We start from the raw sequence: 17,785 nt of genomic DNA, 5'->3' as shown, positions 1-17,785 counted from the left end.
ATGTATCCCCACGCATTTCCCTCGCTTGCGCAACGGGCTACGAAGAGCGAGGCCCCTACTTTTAAGGAGACTTTATCGGCAATGACCAAACGACACAAACAACGACATTTGCAAGTCAAAGAAGCGGTTGGCGTTTCGCAATCGGCGCGACAAGTGGATCGCGACGCAGGCGTGATTCGTCAAGTGCAAATTTGCGGCCCGCGGTCACGCAATGGTCGTAACTATACGCAAGCACTGGATGCGGCGGTCGCCTTGTACGAAGGGGTCAAGGTCAACATCGATCATGGATTTGCACCGGGAGAAGAGCGCTCGTTCTTTGTTGGCTTCGGCGTGATTCGTCAGCCGCGGCGGCAAGGAGATGCGATCTACGGCGACCTTCATTTTTTGAAATCGCATGAACTAGCCGAGCTTGTTTGTGAACGAGCGGAGCGTTTTCCCGAAACGTTTGGACTTTCGCACGACGCTGATATCGACGGCTACGTCGACGGCGCCGGCATTTTTCAGGTGACCAAAATCACCGCCGTGCGATCAGTCGATCTGGTAGGTGATCCGGCGACGGCCCGCGGCATTTTTGAATCGGAGCGAACTGGAATGAAGAACACGATACGCAAGTGGATTGAATCGCTGGACGCAACCGCCTATCCAGCAAAGGCAAAAGTGTTGACCGAGCTGAGCGCGCTTCAGTTGGGCGAATCACCGCTGTTGGATCGCACGATCGAAACCTGCGAAGGGACGCCGGAAGAGATCCTTGTCGCCAACTTTCGCTCGCTGGTGATCGCCGCACTAGATGCAGGCGCGAACATGGTAACGATTCAGACGATCTGCGAAGCCCAATCGCTGTTACAGGGGGGAGAAACCGATCCCGACGAATCGACCGTGCAAGAGAGTTTCCGCAAACGGTTGCTCGCCAGCGTTCAGCGGATCGACCAGCGTCTGGATTTGCTCGAACGCGAGCAATGGGCCGCCGCCGTCTTGGAATCAGCCGGCTTGCCAAGCAGTTCGCCGTTGCGAGCCGAGTTGGGCAAGTTGAGCAGCCGCGCGGAGATGGAAGCGTATATCGACGCCGGCGACTTGGGACGTTCGTTCGCTCCGATCCACAGCGGTGAGCTGCCGATCTGGGAATCAATCACGCAGCCAGCAGGACGCCAGGTTCGGACACGAGAAGAAATGTTCGCGGCCTGGGGAATCACAGCCGGGTAAATGACGAATGTCGAAACCAGAATATCGAATTTCAGAGTTTCGACATTCGACATTCGTCATTTGAAAACCATTCACTATTCCATTTTTTGAGGACCCACAATTATGCCTTTGACATTGAATCCCAACAGCCCCATCTATGGGCTCGACTTTCAGGCCGCGTATGCGGATCACTGCTTTGGCTTGGACGCCAATGTATTTGAAAAGCTCAGCGACAACGGTTCGGCTGCGATCGGCGTGACCGATGCTTCTGGCGGAGTTCTTTCGATCGCGACTGGCGCGTCGACTCCGGCCGACAATGATGGCTGCTATCTGGTGACCAAAGGAGAGGTCATCAAGATGGACCAGGCGTTTGTTTTAAAGTCGAAGTTCAAGTACAGCGAAGCAGGCGCCAACGTCGCCAACGCGGTAGCGATCGGCTGCATGAACAACGCCGCCGTCGGGACCATCTTGTCCGCGAACGGCGCCGGTCCAGCCGCCAGCTTTTATGGCGCGATGATTTTTAAGGTCGACGGCGGAACCACTTGGAAGTGCATTAGCTCGGCCGGCGCAACCCAACAGATTGACGATACCGGTATCCCCGCAGCATCGCTAGAAATGGCTGACTTCGAGATTCAGTTTGAAGTCTTGCCCGGCGGCGCCTATGGCCGGTTTGTGTTTTTGATCAACGGACACGTTTGCATCAAAGCCAACTCGAACCTCAACGAACCGATCACGCACGAAGTCCCCTTGGCCGGCGCGACCGAAATGAACGTTCTATGCGGAGGCCAAACCGGCAGCGCCGCGCAGGAAGTTTTCTACGTCGACGCGATCGCCTTCGGCATGACCACTTAGGGGGCTAGTCGAAATGACGAATGTCGAAACCAGAATGTCGAATCAAGCACGAAGCACGAAGTTGGCATTCGGCATTTGTACATTCGTGCTTCTTTCGTCATTCGATCCTCGGCATTCGTCATTTTCCCCCCATTCCGCCACATCGCCCTACAGCGATCCAAACGCAGTAACCACAAATCCCAACAACGGAGCTCTCTATGAACTATTTGGAATTAGCACACGATTTTGAAGTTGGCGAACATCAGCGTAAAGCGGTTTGTCGACGGATGGGCGTGCATGAATCGATCAGTTATGACGAAGTGCCGAATCCGGCGATGGATGCGCTGAAGACCGCATTGAAGTCCGGACAACTGCGGCCTGACGAGATCAGCATTCGTAGCATCTTTGAAGCGACCGTGACCGATCGCATGGGCAAACGGTGCGGCCGCGAGATGGTCAACAGCTGGCGCGACACCAAGGATGGCCGCGTCACCGGGCACCGGATCTACGAGTCTGGCGTCCGCAGCGCGGCGTTCGCCAATCTGATTGGGCAAGTCTTTTATTCGCGGATGATGGAAGAGTTTAACAAGCCCGAGCTGATCGGCATGTCGCTGGTCGAACTGATCCCGTCGACACATCAATGGGAGAAGTTCGCCGGCATGACAATGCTGGGCGATCATGCCCAAGAGGTAAAAGAAGGGCACGACTATCCAACGGTCAGCCTGGCTGAAGATTGGGTCATGTCGCCGGAGACCAAGAAGTACGGCTTTATCGTGCCGATCACGCGTGAGGCGATCTTCTTTGACATGACCGGAATGGTGCTGCGTCGCGCAGGCGAAGCGGCGATGATCTTGGCCGTGAATCGCGAGAAACGAATTCTCGACACTTGCTTGGGGATTGTTAATTCGTACCGGCGCAAGAATCGCCCGATCATCGATACTTACGGCGACAACAGCGGCGATCATGACTTTGACAACTTAGTCGCGTCCAATGCGCTGGCCGATTTTCAGTCGCTGATCGCCGTGCATGATCGCTTTCAGGCGATGACTGACCCGCAAGATGGCGAGCCCATCGTACTGGGCCGCTCGCAACTGGTCTGTCCGAAGTCGCTGGAGTGGAAAGCGAAAGCAATCCTCAACGCGACCGAAGTGCGCGAGACCAGCGGGGATCGTCAAACGATCGTGCAAGGGAATCGCCTGCCGCGCGATTACCAGATCCGCTCCAACGAGTATGTCCAATCGCGGACCGGATCGGCGTCGACCTGGTTCTATGGCGACTTCCCCGGCGCGTTCGCCTATGTCGAAAACTGGGCGCCGGAAGCGGTCGAAGCGCCGACCGGCAGTCATTTAGAAATGACGCGCGACATCGCCGCTCAGTTCAAAATCAGCGAACGCGGCGTGATGGCGGTCAAAGAGCCGCGCAAAGTGGTCAAGTCGACCAGCGGTTAACGCGCAGTCGTGACGATATCGGTGTGCCACGGCGCACAGAGCCGTGGCGCATCGATTGTTGATATTTTCTTTTCCTATCACGAGACAAATATGACCCAAGTCAAATCAAACGTTACTGCATTGGCCACCGAGCGGACCGAGTTGGACAAGCTACGCGCCGAGTTGCGCGAAGAGCGCCAGATCCTGGACGAAGAAATCGCCGAGCATGAAAAGAATCTGCAAAACGCCGCCAAGCAGCAGCTTGCCGAGCAGTCAAATCTGCCTCAGACGCGCATTCATCGCCGCGATATTCCTCAAAATGTCGAGAACATCCAAGCCTGGCTCGCCGCACACGGCAAGACGCTGATAGTTCAAGACTTTGAAGTGACGCTTCGCAGCGGCAAAGGACGCCCCCGGGTGGTCAGCCCAATCGTCGCGGTGGATGAATCGGAAGCGATTGGCAAAGCGTTCGCCTCGCTGAAGATCGAGAACACGCAAGCATACAACCCCTACGTACGGCGTCTGATTCCCTAGGTCGATCCCCGTAGGGTCCGCTGTGCGGACCAATGCAGCGTTATCGATTTGCAAAAAAAAAACTCACAGGGGCCGCGGTCCGCACAGCGGACCCTACGCCTGAAGCAGTTCATCTTTTACAGGAGATCCGGTGTCTCTCACCAAGTTCCAACAGCTCGAAGCATTGCAAACGCGGCGCGATGCGGTGTTATCGCAAATCGCGGCGCTAACCAACAGCGATATCGGCGGCGGTCCCGATACTGCAGGCCCCGGCGATCATGTGCAGCAGGTCGCCTATCGAAAAAGTCTGTATGACGAATTGCAACAGATCGAGCGCTCGATCGGTTTGTTGCAAGGACCGTGGAGCGTGAAACGGCAAGGGCGAATGACATGAGCTTTTACGACGCATTGAAAAACAATTGGCGAGCCTTTGGCGACATCCAGCAGGTCACCTATGCCGACGCCGCAGGAGAAGTCAGCGGCGTAAAGGCCCGGCTGATCGATCCCGACGAAAAGCTGCTCACGATGGTCAACGGCCTAGCCGCCCTGCAAGGTAACTACGCGACGTTTAATTTGTGGGACGTCTCACTAAGTGGCAAGCAACCAGCCGGCGGCGGCGTGATCACGCAGGCCGACGGCGCCAAATGGACCGTCCAAGCGGTGCAAGCCGCCCAGTGGAAAACGCAGTGGCATTGTGTGTGCATCCGCCAAATTGCGTAGGGTCCGCTGTGCGGACCATTGAAGCACAAAAAATCTTGCAAGCAACTAACCATAGCGAATGGTCCGCACAGCGGACCCTACATTTACTAATTCGACCCAACACTAGCCCGCAGCGCAAGCGAGGGAATGCGGCATCTATTCAAAAAGAGAATGAAAGATCGCTTGATTCTGCTGCAAGGTTTTAACTTCCAAACGAATTCAACCGCATTCCCTCGCTTGCGCTGCGGGCTAGTTTCCGAGTCCTCACACTTTCTACAAAGGTGATTTCCTAATGCTGAGTACGTTCGAGACGATATGGGATGCGGTTTACGAGAAGATCTTGGAACTCGATCTTAGCGGCGTGACCAGCGCTAACGTCAAGCAACAACAATGGCCGTTCAATCCCAAGAGCGGCGAACTGGCGGCCGGCATCTTTGTTTGCCCGGTTACCGAGACGCTGCATTCGATTGGGTCGAACCAGCGCAGTGAGATTGGATATGGATTTGAAGTTTGTTTGATCAAGGCCAGTAATCAAGTGCTGGGTAAAGGGACGCTCGGCACGTTGCTCCAGTGGCGCGAAGCAATTCGCTTGGCGTTTCATGACAAGTTGCCGTTTCAAGCAGGCGGCGTCTTTCGCACTTGGTGCGAGCCAGGCAAGGTCGCGCTGCCGGATGCTTTTGCAAAACAGTATGACGCCAGCGCGCTCATCATTCGCTGTTACACCTACGAGGGGTAATTCATGACGGTATCACACGTTTCTGGTTTTCAAACGCAATTGGGGTTGGGCCCGCAGCATGACAGCAATCTGGCGACGCGGCAGTTTGAGCATTTTGGCGTCGACCTCGACAAGCAAACGACGATCATCCGTACTGACGGCATGCTTGGACAGCGTTCGCCGCTGGGTGACTCGGCCCAGCATGGGACTTCCACCGTGGGAGGCTCAATCTCCCTACAACCGCGGCCTGACGATCTATCGTTTCTGCTTCCCTTTATCTTGGGCGCCGCTGAAGTGGATGATACGTTCGCGCTGGCCGAGACATTGCCAGAATTGGTCGCGACGCTTGATCGTCAGATCATGGTCAACACCTATCGTGGTCTGAAAGTTGACAAGGCGACCTTTCGCAGCAGCAAAGGCGCTGTCCTCTCGTTGGAGCTCGATCTGCAAGGGAAGCTGGCCGATGCAACAGCAGCTTCGGGTACATTCCCCAACATTGCGGCGACTCTGTCGGGCAAACGTCCATTTGTCCATCATCAAGCGAGCGTCACGATCGATGAGACCCCGATCGAGATCGACAACTTAGTGATCACAATCGATAACGCGCTGGATTTGGATCATTTCAACAATAGCCAAACGCGAACCAGCCTTCCGGAAGGCACGCGCAAGGTATCGCTTGCGTTTGATAGTGAGCTGGACGACAGCGTACTCGCGCAGCTGATCGAGACGGCAGCTCGCGGAGTATCCGCCGAAGTCGAATATGCCAACGGCGTCGATACGCTCACTTTTACGTTTGGATTAGTGCAGCAGCCCAAGGTCCCAATCCCGATTCGTGGGAAGGGGACGACGCGCCCGGCACATCAATTAGAGGCGCTGGCCGATTGGACCCAGAGTGTTGCTCAATTGTTGGTCGTTTGTACGGACGTCTCTTAATTACTTGTTTCAAAACTCTTCTCGCAGGTGCAGTGATGGTTGTGGATACCGACTACTTCATTGATGACGGATACTTTGAAAACGGGCGGATCGCGGCGCTGGACGGCGTGCATGGTCCGCTTGAGTTTGTCTATCGACCGATGATTCATGCCGATAAAGAAGCCTACTATGAACTCGCGAAACGCCCCGGAGTCAGCCCGACGCAGGCGATCGCGCAAGTGCTGTCGCAACACGTTCATCACTGGTCGCTGCCGCGCGAGATTGCGATGGCCAATCTGCAGCGTTTGCGGCCGCGATTGTTAGAGCGACTCTTTTACATCGTGATGGGCGAGTTGGCGTCGGATCGATGCGGCGAAAACCAAAGTGACGAGTCGACCAGCGATCAGGAAGCGACTGACCTAAAAAACTAGCCAGCGGCGTCGCGCTTTTGCTTTCGCATCCCGGCGCCGCATCGATTGATTGCGATGACTGTCAGCAATTTTTGTATGACCTAGAGACCGGCAAACGCGTGCTGGTGCGACAAGGTCCGCAGCGCGCCGAAACGCCGCAGCCGCGCTTGCCAGGCATGTCGCTGCAATGCGGCGGTTGTCCCAAACGCTCGCCTGACGAAGCAAAAAAGTTAGAGCTGTCTGCTAAGAATTGGAAAACCTATCAACTGTGGCGCGAAGTTCGCGCTACGCACGGGCGATGCTTATCGCCGGTCATGGCACGCGATGCAATCGTCCGCCGCAATTTGGCGCTCCTCGATACGATCTACGAACAGCATCAACGGACCGAAACGGCGAACCTGCTCGCATCGCAATTTTTGAAATAGGCGCTGAAATGAAGAGATCTGACGCAGAACGAATTGTGCAGTCTGTGCTATTGAATAGCACCGACCAGCGAAACCAAGCGGCGAAGCGATTGGGCGCCGCTCTTGCAAATAGTCAGCGTGAAGCGACCGAGATCACGCGACTCGAAGCGGCGCGACGTGAGCGGATCGAAGCAGAATCGACCGCAAGAATTTCGGCCGCGCAGGTCAAATCCTTTCAGCAGCGCCAACAGCAAGAGCGACCATTCTCGCCGCATCGGCAAGTCATTCGACCAGCGGAAAACGGAGAACCTCTCGCTGAATCAGCAATCCCTCGCAAGCATCCGTTGGCGCGCCAAGTAGTCGATACGCCATCGCCGTCGACTCAAGACAAAGCAAAGTATCACGGCGGCGTTGAGCGACTCAATCAAGCAGCCGTTCGAGCGGCGACACCCGAGAAAGCGCGGCTTGAACTCCAAGTGAAAGCTAAACGCGAGTACATCGTCAAAGTAGAAGAGAATGTCGATCAACTTGTCGAGCGAATTGCTGAGCAGATCAACATGCAACTGGCTGAGCGCGAACAGGTAATCATGTGGCGATTGAATAAACGCCTGGCGGATTTTGTCGCAAACAGGTCTCACTGAACTTGGCGTCGTCGACTCAGGTGCTTGGCAGTGCGAGCCTTGGCGCTGATGTCTCAACACCAAGGATTTCTTTTGTAGGTGAACCCATACAAACCCATCAATGCAGCCTGAAAGACCGCCGTGGCAGTCAGTCCGAGGAATTTGACGCTATCTAACTCGGCCAAGCACATCACAAGTATGGACAACGCCAACAAGATCCAAGCCAAGATTCGAGCGGTCCATCGAGTAAGCCATGTCAAAAAGAAGAGGAGCAGTAGGATCGTTATGACAAAGACGGCTACCGAAATGTAAAAGAGCCCCGGTTGCAGACCGTAATTGAAGAGCGCGCCTCCGAAGATCGCCCACAAAAACAACCCGAAACAAAAGAGCACCAGATTACTGTTCTTATCCGAGAGCTGCACGTTTGAAATCCTGTTTTATCTTCCATTTCCCAATTGGAAACAGAATAACAACTACAGAGCGCATAACCAATGTACTTAAAAATCGGCAACTTCACACACGAAATCGGCGGCCCGCAACTGGCGATCACGCAGCGGCCGGTCCTTAGCGAAGGGGGCGTTCCGCTGGCTCAGCTGCATACTTGGCAGATTCAAGGGATCATCACCGGCAGCGGGCAAAGTGACATCGACGGCAAGATCGCGGCGCTGGTCGCGGCTTATCAGCAGCGCGGGTTTGACGCGACGCTATTGCTTAGCGACGGCGTGACGCCTAGTCAGCATGTGTTGAAGAACAGTCGCGCCGTTGGCGGCGTGCGTGTTGTCAGCGGGCCTGACTTTCCTAACGGCGGCGGCGCCGAGTACGCAACCAAGCGAACCTTTGCGGTCACGCTGGAAGCGGAGATTCCGATTTTGGACGCTGCGACGGCGCTGCTCAACTTTCGCGAATCTCTTTCTCTCTCGGGCGGCGATCGTCGCATTGAGTGGACCGAAACCAAACTGGGGCCGCCGCGGGCACAAATCACACGCCGCCAAACGGTGTATCGCGCCGTGCAAAGCGGTCAAGCGGTCGGCTATCGGCAATATCCCAACTTCCCCGGCTTTCTGTTTCCGCAGCAGTACGCGGTCGAAGCGCCGCGGATCACTTACGGCGGCGGAAAGCGTCGCAGCGGCGGCGACTTGACTGATTTTTCGCTCAGCTGGGAGGTCCGTTACGAGTCGGATCGCCCCTTGGCCGGCCGTCCTCATTTCGCATAACCCTTACGGAGCAAGAAACCCAATGGCACTTTTTGTATGGCGCGGCGACGCCCAAGGACGCGCCCAGGTTGCGGCGGTAACAGCCGAATTTGTGGAAGCAGGTGACATCGTCACGTTAACAATCAATCGCAAAGCAGTCCGTTTCACCGCGCTCGGCTCGACACTGGTTCCCTTGTATGAAGGCTTGGCCGCAGCGATCGAGGCCGCCGATCTGCCGGAACTGGCCGAGGTAACGGCCGAAGTAATTGCCGACGCTTCGCCTGCGTATTTGAAATTGACCGGCGCTGCCAGTGGTCGGCCACTGGTCGTCACCGCTAGCGCGGTCAACGGCAGCATCGGTCAGGTAGCGATCGCGACGACCACTTCTGCATTTGGCGGCGCGAACGAGCAGCAGCAAGTCACATTGCCTAGCGGCGTGACCGGCGGAACCTTTACGCTCTCTTGGGAAGGACAGACCACAGCGGCCATCGCTTACAACGCCGCTGCGGCGACAGTTCAAGCAGCGCTGGAAGCTCTGTCGAACATCGATAGCGGGGACGTCGAAGTCAGCGGATCGGCGGGCGGTCCCTGGACGGTAGAGTTTCAACAAGCATTTGCGCACAGCGATGTCGCAACGCTGACGATGGATGCGACCAGCCTAACCGCCGGCGCGGTCAGCATCACCGAACTGGTAAAAGGTTCAGCCGGAACGAACGAAAAAATACGAGTCTCGATGATTCGCAGCGCTGCGATGCCTTACGGGACGATTACCCAGTATTCCATGTCCTTTGGCCCCGGGAATATCATCTTTTACGACAAGGATTTTAGCGAACTGGATACGGCCGCCAAATTTCAAACCGCGATGTACGAAGCGTCGGCGACCTCGCTGAATTCTTCCAATGTGTCGGTCTCGCTGGTCTCCTCTGCGTTTAATCAGCGGGTCTATGATGTCGAGTTTTTCGGTTCACTCGGCGGAACCAACTGGAATGTCAGCTTTGACGAAGCTACAAGTTGGGGGATCGATAGCAGCGTCACCACGCTGCAAAACGGCAGCGCTACTGGAACCAATGAGGTGCAATCGGTAGCGCTGTTGGGGGCGCCCTCAGGCGGAACCTTTACGTTGACCTACAGCGGTCAAACGACCAGCGGCATCGCCTATAATGCGGCGGCGTCAGCGGTTCAAGCGGCGCTCGAGGCGCTCTCGAATATCGGCAGCGGTGATGTGGCGGTATCCGGCGCGGCGCCCACTTGGTCGATCGAATTTCAGTCTGCACTAGCGGCGCAAGATATTGCGCCATTATCGGGCAGCGGCGCAAACTTGACCGGCGGCGCCGGCACGATTGATACGATCAAGTCCGCCGCCGCGCCCCTTAACGAAAAACAGACCGTCTCTCTATCGTCCGGCGTCAACGGCGGAACCTTTACGCTGACCTACAGCGGGCAAACCTCGGGCAACATTTCGTACGCAGCAGCCGCTTCAAGCGTGGAAGCCGCGCTCGAAATGCTGTCGAACATCGACGCAGTTGCAGTCACCGGCCCCAGCGGCGGACCTTGGGTCGTTGAGTTTCAAGGCGCACTGGCCGCAACCAATGTAGCGCTGATGGTCGGCGGCGGTGACAGCTTGACCGGCGATGATTCTCAGGTGCTAACGGTGACAACGCTGGTGACGGCGACCGGCCCGCATCACTGGAACGAACCGACCAATTGGGATCAAAACAGCATCCCCGTAACAGGCAGTGAGGTGCGGATCGAAAACTCGGCGTCCGATATTTTGTACGGACTAGACCAGTCGGCAGTAACGTTGCTTTCGCTCGACATTCGCGCCAGCTTTTCCGGCTTGATTGGTTTGCCCAACGTCAACGTAGCAGGCTACTACGAGTATCTGCCGACGCACTTGGCGATTGCGGCGACTGCGGTCCGCATCGGCGACGGCGAGGGGATCGGTTCGCCGCTGATTCGGCTTGATACCGGATCTGCTGAAACCGCGGTGACGGTCTACAGCACCGGTTCGCCGGTCTCAGCGTCAGGCTACGCAGTCGAGTGGATCGGGACGCACGCTAACAACACGCTTTCGGTCTACAAAGGAACCGTTGGGGTCGCGGTCGACGCTGGTCAAGCGGCGGTCTTGGCGGCGCTTCACGTGAGCTTTGTCAGCAGTCGCCAGGCAGACGCGCTGGTTTATCTGGGCGATCAGGTCACCGTAGGCGACATCTTAAAAAACGGCGGCGAACTCAATATCGCCGGCCGCAGCGGAACCAATATTACGTCGATCAAATCGTCGGCCGGCGACTTCTTTTTACGCGGCTTTACTGGGGTCGAATCACTGATCATCGAGGGAGGGGATTTCTATTACTGGTCGACCGGCCAGCTTGGCGAAGCGGCGGTGGTCAGCGGCGATGGGCGGCTGATCTTTGATGGCGATCTTCAAGCCAAGCAGGTCGCAGGAGTGATCCACGTATACGGCGATTCGGCCAATGTGATCGACACCGCCGAAGTGGCCAACGCAGACGGCTTGTTGTCGCTGCATTATCAACGCACATCGCGATTTGCCGATCTCGGCAGCAACATCATCATCTCGCGGGGGATGCCCGCAGAAAGCGAGGAAGAAGTGACGACCACTTTGTTTGCAGCAGCGATCGGCATGATCGAGGTTGCCGTGGATAGCGAGTTAGAAACGATCGCCGCCATGCTGACCACCGCCAGCTATTCGCATCCTGCCGGAAAAGTAGAAGCCGACATTATTCAGATCGACGTGATTGCTCCGACTGAAGATATCACGCTGCACGATGCGACCAACGATACCGATGGGCAATTGATCGCAGGCGGCGCAACCGAATACATCCCGGTCGCGGGCGCTGCGGTGACGGCACTACGCATGATTACCGAGAGCGCTGCGTCCGTACTGTTCAAGATCTACTACAAGTAAGGAGCGGCGATGTCCTACGAAAGTTTAAAAGCCGAGTCGATCGGTTGGTGGGAATGCCAAGATGCATCAGGGTCGATGATCGTCGACGCGTCCCCCAATGCTGTCCACGGCACAAGTTACGTTTCTTACGGATCGCCTGGTTTCCTCGGCGGTGTTACAGGGCCAACCGCATGGCTGCCGAGTGCGATCGAAGTGAGCAGCGGGGGAGGGGACAATGCCGGCGTTCTGATTCCCACGCTCTCTCCTGCTTTCGTCGCCGGCGCCAATCCGCGGACGTATGGGATTTGGTGCCGGTCGAATGACTACGGTTATGAAAATTATCTCCTCTCAGCCGGCTATCGCTGGACTGGTGCATCGGACATCGCTGGAGCCAGCTTTACGCTTGCAACCTCGATCGTCTCTGGCAACCCGGTCCGGATGTTTTTTCGAGGGGTCGTGATGCAAGCAGCATCGCCGCCATCGATTGGTTACGAGGAGTGGTTCCATATTGCGGTGCGAGTTCCTGACATCGCATCACCGCTGGCGTCGGATGTTGAATTGTTCATCAACGGCATCCAATATGCGACCGAGATTCAAAGCGGTAGCGACGTAGCGATAAATACGTTGCTAGACTTCAGCCCGACGGTTGGCGCTTTCTGTGCCGAGGCGAGCGAAGCATACATCACCGCATCGTACAAAGGTCGCGTTGCTGGAGTGACTTCGCACAATCGCGCATTATCCGATGCGGAAATCATGACGCTGGTAACCAACATCGGCGGCGGAGCAGTCGCTGCCGCGATCCGGCTGCGAGCCCTAGGACTGGGCGGTCACATGGGGGTCCGACGTTAAATGAGTATTGCCGAAGCTTTGTTCAGCTATCCCGGCGTTTCTGACTATGTCGAAGCGCGCTACACGTTGGCGCACGGCGTAAGTCCTGGTCGGATAACCTTGCGCACTTTGCCTGGCGCCGCCAATCCAGCGGCTTTGGGAACGGCGAGCTTTCGTTACGCAGGCGCTGTGATTCCAATCCCCAACTGCCGGGTTGACTCGGTCACGGTCGAGACCGACTACGCAGGACGCTCGATGATGCGGTTTGAAATTCTCGATCAGCGCTGGGCTTGGAAATTTGGGTCGATCTCGGGTCAATACAACCTTCGCACGCACGACGGTAAAAGTATCCAGCCGGGGACCGAGAAAACGCCGCGTGAACTGGCGCAGCTTTGTCTGACGGCGATGGGCGAAAAGGGGAACGTCGCCAAAATGCCCAACCAACTTCGCCCCTACATCAACTGGGACTACAAGATCCCAGCGCTGGCGCTGGCCGATCTGGCCGATGCGTGCGGCTGTCGCGTGGTGTTAAAGATTGGTGGTCTCGTCTCGATTGAGCCCGCCGGCCAAGGCGAGTTGCTGGCGATCAATCCCGCCGCAATCGCGGGAGAAGCGGCGTATGATCTTCCTGATTCGCCGCACGCGCTGAAGTTTGTCGCGGCGCCTAACGTCTATCAAATGGACTTTGTACTGGCGCCGGTCGCGATTCAGCCAGGCGGCGATATTGTTCCACTGGATCAGGTGAAATACGAGCCAAAGCATGGCTGGCGCAATGAAGGGTTACCCGATCTGTTAAACGTCACGGCCGAGCACCGCCGCTTGGCGAAAAGCTGCGTTTGGAAGTACTACCAGATTCAACCAAAGTTCGTCTTGCCAGGCGATCCCAAGCAGCGAGAAAACATCATTCAGCAAATCACAGAAGTCCTCCCGCTACTGCCGCATCAGGTCGAAGCGGATCAACTGCCTGACAAGACGATGCGGCGGCGGCCGCCGTGGGTCTACGGATTGTTTGAAAAGGGCGCAGCGACCTTTCCGCAGCCGCACGAAAGTGAGCAGCCCAATCCAAATTTAAATGATACGCCTGAAGACCTCTATACCCGGGCATTCACCATCGATCATGAGCGCGGCTTGGTGATCTTTGCCGATCCGGTCTTTCTCTACAAACAGGTCGCCGGCAACTACGAGCCGCATCCGGCTCGGTTGAAGCTGCGGATTGCCTGCAATCGCCGCGATCCGCAAACCCGTAGCATTGCTAGGTTGGAGGTAGCCCCGGTGAAACCGGCGCGTCAAACAGTCACGCAAACGATCATGCGAGATGATATAGCGCGGGAAGTTTACATCAATCACAAGTCAAAGAAGCTCGTCAGTAACGAAGCCGAAGTGAAACGGCAAGCCGAGTATTATCTGGATGCGACCGCCAAAGAACTGCAAGCCTCCCAGCCGGGCACATTGACCTACGACGGTTTTTGGCCGATTCAACCCGATGGCGCGATCCGCCAAGTGACTTGGAGTCTCGGCAGCAGCGGCAAGGGAACGACGATTGTCAGCCGCAATCGTGAAGATGATCTGGTCGACATGAGCTATCGCGAACGACGCCTGTTGGAGCGCGTTGTCGAAATGACGCGCGGCGAACGTCGCCGAGAACAACGAGGAGAACGCCGATGATTTCGACTGCTTGCTGGCTGCCGTTTGTCAACCGCGGTCGCGAAGAGATTCCGCCGTTTGCGGTGATGGCGCCGGCCACAACCGCCGCGCGTTCAACCACGCGGTTAGGCGCGATCGAAACCGCCGATGAGGATGCGCTATTGCGGTTGAGCACGATCGACGCACCGCATGCCGAGATCCAAGATGCCGGTCTGTTGTTTGTGAACGGACCGCAAGCGGTCCCGTCCGGTGCGCGAGGAAGTTGCCGTCAGGGAGAGATCCTGCAAGTGCTGATCCGCCAAGACGTCAGCAACGGCGTCGATCACCGAGCGCTGGTGCGGCCTGATTCGCTGTTAGGCGTCGCGGCGGATAGCTTTGGGTTGGTCGCCGGGGGCGGTGCGTTTCGCTTGCTCGGCTTCGATGGTTGCCCAGTGATCGATTTTCGGGATCGTCGGCAGCCGCAACAGCGTTTTCGCGTTGGTTGGGTGACCCCTGCGTATTGGGCGCCGACGCGCTACTTCAAAACCGAAGAGCTCCGCCGCCAATACGTTTATCCCTACGCCGGCACCGGACTGATCCTCGAAAGCAATCGCGCGTCATTGGCCGGCGGCGCAACGCGTCCTCAATTATCGAGCCTCGTCGATTTCGACTATCGCGCGTACGATCCAGCTGTTGCGCCCGACGCGGCGCCTAACTTCAAACAGACCGCCTGGGGCGTACCCCAATTGCCGCCAACTCGTGCCGGCGATACGCAAACGCCGATTGCGGCCGCCGAGAAAGGGGCGCTGCAAATCCGCTGCAACCAAGCTGGCGTTTACCAAATCGGATTCACCGCATCGATCAAAGCCGTTGAGGCAGGGCTCGACCTGCGAGGAATGACGCTCGGCTTTTTGGTCGAACGAAATCGGTTTGATTCTGTCGCCGATCGCGACGATCAGCTCGCCGACAACGAAAGCGGAATTTTTCGGCCTGACTGGCAAGAAGGAATTTATGTCCGTCCAGAAAATTGGGCCCAGTTTGAAGAAATCGATTCGTACTTTACCACCGTTTCTGGCGCAACGATCGTGACCGCACAACAGGGAGATCGCTTTCACGTGGTCAACGCAGCAACCGGCGTGTTGGAGATCCGGTATCTAAACTGCTGGGCCAGCTCGTTGGCGTAGCAGAAAAAAATCTGAACACTAGCCCGCAGCGCCAGCGAGGGAATACGCTTGGCGATGCTAACCCGGCATTCAGTAGCGGCCGTATTCCCTCGCTGGCGCTGCGGGCTAGTGTTGCGTCACCCGTCGCTTTGCTCTATCGAACTACTGCGGCGTCAAATGCGTCGCTTTTTTATGGGCGATCGATTTTAAACGTTCTACTTCGCGCTGGGACGTGATCAGTTGGCTTTCGAGATCCATGCACTCGCGCTGCATGTCGCGGAGGATCATCGCGTTATTGCCTGGCGCCAACAGGTTGCCGACGTCGCTGCGATTCAACTCGTTCAATTCGCGGTAACATTCTTGATAGCCACAGTGATAGCCGCCAGCGGCGACTGCAACCAACACGATCAGACTGCTGGCGCCGATCAGTAGGTATCGTAAAGCGGCCATGATGCTTCACCGTTTATTAATTTTGTCGGAGCGTCACAAGAACCCGCGCGGTAGAACTAGGACGCCCATTACGATACCCTCAGTTGTGGGGAAGGGCAAATCGCTGGGGAACAATGCAGCGATCACGTTTGGCCAGAGATCACGCTGAAATAGGAAGCGGGCATGTAGGGATAACGTGTGCGAATGAATAGGTTTTCTTCCCATTTTTACATCACCTATCGTTACGCCGCAGATCGCCGTTTTTTGTGGTTTTGTGACTAGTTTTGGGCTTCTCCGGTTTCCACTTTTCGGTTTCTGCTTTTCCCTCAAAAACCCCGTAAAAACAAGGCTCAAAATAGTGCTTGCATAGCGCACGGATGTTCACTATCCTATAGGTCGTACTGAAGAGAAACGTACCAAGCCAGCGCAGGGTCGCTGCCGGCCGCGACAGCCGTTGACGTCGCCTCTTTCGCTCGAATTCTTGAGCCGCCGAAACTGTCTTAATCTCTATCGACCCAAACCCTCTTGCGCCGAAGGTAGGTACCCATGTCGCCCAGACGAACTCACTTGTTCATACCCGAGCATGAACGGCTCACTTCACTAATTCAGCATCGCTGTTTATTACGGCGCTGCGCTGCTTGTGCGCGGCAGTGGAACTGTACGCTGCAAATCGACTCTGCCAGCGGGGAAAGTTTCTGTCAGGACGACACCGCATCAGGGGACCAATGCGCGATTGTCGCGACCACCCACTTTGAATTGAGCCATATTTAGGGAAAGCAGAACGATGAAAAACATGAGTAAATATCTGGTCGTTACCTACACGCGCTACGCGGCCGAAATGCCGGTTGCAATCTATCGCGCCGAGTCGCTCGAAGATGCGCACGGCTTTATCCTGGAGTTTGAAAAACAGAAGCTCCCGCTGGCGACCGAGATCGTGCTTGATCGAACGGACGCTCAGTTCAGCGATCAGCACTCGGCGGCATGAGCGCGATGTAGATGGGCAATCCGCGCAGTCTGTTGTAAAATGTCATTGCGGCGTTTTACAACAGACTCTTTATTCTCTTTAGACCAAGGAAAAGAGATGCCTTCTCGATACGCCTTTGGATTGTTATTCAGTCTGTTGAGCTTCTGCAGCGCGGCGGCGCTGGCGGATGAAGAAAAAACAATCACGATCGGCTTGATCGGCGACTCTACCGTGGCCAGCACGTATGGTTGGGGGCCGGCGTTTGCAGAGCAGGTTACCAACCACACAAAAGTGCTGAACTTTGCCAAGAATGGCGCAACGCTGCAGTCTCTTTCAAGCAAGCTAGACGAACTGCTGCTGCAGAAACCTGACTATGTGTTGATTCAATTTGGACACAACGATCAAAAGCGATACGACACGAGCGTCTACCGCGAAAAACTAACTTCGTATATCCACCGCATCCAACGTGCCGGCGGCGAGCCGATCGTGGTCACCTCGGTTACGCGCCGCGGCTTTGGCGAAGATGGCAAGATCGTGCCGCGTACCTCGGATCAGCTGAAGGCCCCGCTTTCGCAGTACGCCCAAGCTGCCGCTGCGGTCGCCAAACAGGAAGCAGTGCCGCTGCTCGATCTCTACACGATCAGCGTCGCGCATCACAACCAACTGGGCCCCATCGAAAGCGCCACCTACAACCCCGAACCAACCGACATCACCCACTTCACCCAAAAAGGCGCAGATGCAATCGCCGCGCTCGTGATCGCTGAACTGAAAGTAGTGGAGCCAAAGTTAGCGGGCCATTTGAAATCACCACCGGTGCGCAGGAAACCCTAAATCGCTAGATTTACGGATCTGGAAGTCCTCTGGCGCCATTTCCGTCGCTTGCTGACCGCCTTGCGGCTGGGCAGCAAATCTTTTGGTCTTTTGCTGGTAGATGGTTAAACTAAGCTGCTTCCGCAAATCGTAGATTGCG

20 protein-coding genes are annotated in these 17,785 nt (G+C 56.3%); 18 read left to right on the top strand and 2 right to left on the bottom strand.

The genetic code is table 11. From position 1 onward, the window contains the following. The first annotated feature begins 81 nt into the window (after positions 1–81). The 11 genes from SH421x_RS15890 (at position 82) to SH421x_RS15840 (ending at position 7,731) form a co-directional block, all read left to right on the top strand. A complete protein-coding gene (locus SH421x_RS15890; protein ID WP_488850338.1) occupies positions 82–1,200 on the top strand; it encodes a hypothetical protein in 1,119 nt (372 codons plus the stop codon). 102 nt (positions 1,201–1,302) lie between these two features. Beyond that, the gene (locus tag SH421x_RS15885) at positions 1,303–2,031 is read left to right on the top strand and encodes a hypothetical protein (RefSeq protein ID WP_488850336.1); all 729 of its coding nucleotides are present in this window, start codon (positions 1,303–1,305) and stop codon (positions 2,029–2,031) included. Positions 2,032–2,228: 197 nt separating this feature from the next. Then, entirely contained in the window at positions 2,229–3,458 is a 1,230-nt protein-coding gene (locus tag SH421x_RS15880) for a phage major capsid protein (protein ID WP_488850334.1), read from the top strand. A gap of 90 nt (positions 3,459–3,548) precedes the next feature. Beyond that, positions 3,549–3,971: a hypothetical protein gene (locus tag SH421x_RS15875; RefSeq protein ID WP_488850332.1), complete on the top strand. Its 423-nt coding sequence runs from the start codon at positions 3,549–3,551 to the stop codon at positions 3,969–3,971. A gap of 130 nt (positions 3,972–4,101) precedes the next feature. Next, positions 4,102–4,344, top strand: a complete 243-nt coding sequence (locus SH421x_RS15870; RefSeq protein ID WP_488850330.1) for a hypothetical protein — start codon at positions 4,102–4,104, stop codon at positions 4,342–4,344. Next, positions 4,341–4,670, top strand: a complete 330-nt coding sequence (locus SH421x_RS15865; protein WP_488850328.1) for a hypothetical protein — start codon at positions 4,341–4,343, stop codon at positions 4,668–4,670. Before SH421x_RS15870 ends, SH421x_RS15865 begins: the two co-directional genes overlap by 4 nt. A gap of 271 nt (positions 4,671–4,941) precedes the next feature. After that, positions 4,942–5,385 (top strand): hypothetical protein, encoded by a 444-nt coding sequence (locus SH421x_RS15860; protein WP_488850326.1) that lies wholly within the window; start codon positions 4,942–4,944, stop codon positions 5,383–5,385. Between the two features lie 3 nt (positions 5,386–5,388). Continuing rightward, positions 5,389–6,297 (top strand): phage tail tube protein, encoded by a 909-nt coding sequence (locus tag SH421x_RS15855; protein WP_488850324.1) that lies wholly within the window; start codon positions 5,389–5,391, stop codon positions 6,295–6,297. 35 nt (positions 6,298–6,332) lie between these two features. Continuing rightward, the gene (locus SH421x_RS15850; protein ID WP_488850322.1) at positions 6,333–6,707 is read left to right on the top strand and encodes a hypothetical protein; all 375 of its coding nucleotides are present in this window, start codon (positions 6,333–6,335) and stop codon (positions 6,705–6,707) included. A 17-nt stretch (positions 6,708–6,724) separates the two neighbouring features. Further along, the gene (locus tag SH421x_RS15845; protein WP_488850320.1) at positions 6,725–7,111 is read left to right on the top strand and encodes a hypothetical protein; all 387 of its coding nucleotides are present in this window, start codon (positions 6,725–6,727) and stop codon (positions 7,109–7,111) included. A gap of 8 nt (positions 7,112–7,119) precedes the next feature. Beyond that, positions 7,120–7,731, top strand: coding sequence for a hypothetical protein (locus SH421x_RS15840; RefSeq protein WP_488850318.1), 612 nt, complete (start codon positions 7,120–7,122; stop codon positions 7,729–7,731). Positions 7,732–7,784: 53 nt separating this feature from the next. On the opposite strand, the gene SH421x_RS15835 is transcribed toward SH421x_RS15840, so the two are convergent. Further along, positions 7,785–8,132, bottom strand: a complete 348-nt coding sequence (locus SH421x_RS15835; RefSeq protein WP_488850316.1) for a hypothetical protein — start codon at positions 8,130–8,132, stop codon at positions 7,785–7,787. Between the two features lie 69 nt (positions 8,133–8,201). Here SH421x_RS15835 and SH421x_RS15830 point away from each other — a divergent pair, with 69 nt between their 5' ends. The 5 genes from SH421x_RS15830 to SH421x_RS15810 are packed head-to-tail and all read left to right on the top strand — an operon-like array spanning position 8,202 to position 15,443. Further along, entirely contained in the window at positions 8,202–8,924 is a 723-nt protein-coding gene (locus SH421x_RS15830) for a hypothetical protein (RefSeq protein ID WP_488850314.1), read from the top strand. Between the two features lie 22 nt (positions 8,925–8,946). Then, positions 8,947–11,829 (top strand): hypothetical protein, encoded by a 2,883-nt coding sequence (locus SH421x_RS15825; RefSeq protein ID WP_488850312.1) that lies wholly within the window; start codon positions 8,947–8,949, stop codon positions 11,827–11,829. 9 nt (positions 11,830–11,838) lie between these two features. Beyond that, positions 11,839–12,657, top strand: coding sequence for a hypothetical protein (locus SH421x_RS15820; protein ID WP_488850310.1), 819 nt, complete (start codon positions 11,839–11,841; stop codon positions 12,655–12,657). Further along, positions 12,658–14,301, top strand: coding sequence for a hypothetical protein (locus SH421x_RS15815; RefSeq protein ID WP_488850308.1), 1,644 nt, complete (start codon positions 12,658–12,660; stop codon positions 14,299–14,301). Next, positions 14,298–15,443: a hypothetical protein gene (locus tag SH421x_RS15810; protein WP_488850306.1), complete on the top strand. Its 1,146-nt coding sequence runs from the start codon at positions 14,298–14,300 to the stop codon at positions 15,441–15,443. The genes SH421x_RS15815 and SH421x_RS15810 overlap by 4 nt, the downstream gene beginning before the upstream one ends. Before the next feature lie 141 nt (positions 15,444–15,584). Here the strand turns inward: SH421x_RS15810 and SH421x_RS15805 are convergent, their stop codons facing one another. Further along, positions 15,585–15,872 (bottom strand): hypothetical protein, encoded by a 288-nt coding sequence (locus tag SH421x_RS15805; protein WP_488850304.1) that lies wholly within the window; start codon positions 15,870–15,872, stop codon positions 15,585–15,587. 772 nt (positions 15,873–16,644) lie between these two features. Between SH421x_RS15805 and SH421x_RS15800 the strand changes: the two genes are divergently transcribed. Both SH421x_RS15800 and SH421x_RS15795 read left to right on the top strand, forming a co-directional pair. Further along, the gene (locus tag SH421x_RS15800; RefSeq protein ID WP_488850302.1) at positions 16,645–16,836 is read left to right on the top strand and encodes a hypothetical protein; all 192 of its coding nucleotides are present in this window, start codon (positions 16,645–16,647) and stop codon (positions 16,834–16,836) included. A 96-nt stretch (positions 16,837–16,932) separates the two neighbouring features. Next, complete coding sequence (locus SH421x_RS15795) at positions 16,933–17,646, top strand: GDSL-type esterase/lipase family protein (RefSeq protein WP_488850300.1); 714 nt, start codon at positions 16,933–16,935, stop codon at positions 17,644–17,646. Positions 17,647–17,785 lie beyond the last annotated feature (139 nt).

The sequence above is a fragment of the Blastopirellula sp. SH421 genome, from assembly GCF_057808535.1.
Note: the sequence above shows the minus strand (reverse complement) of the source record. Positions and strands in the feature narration are given on the sequence as shown.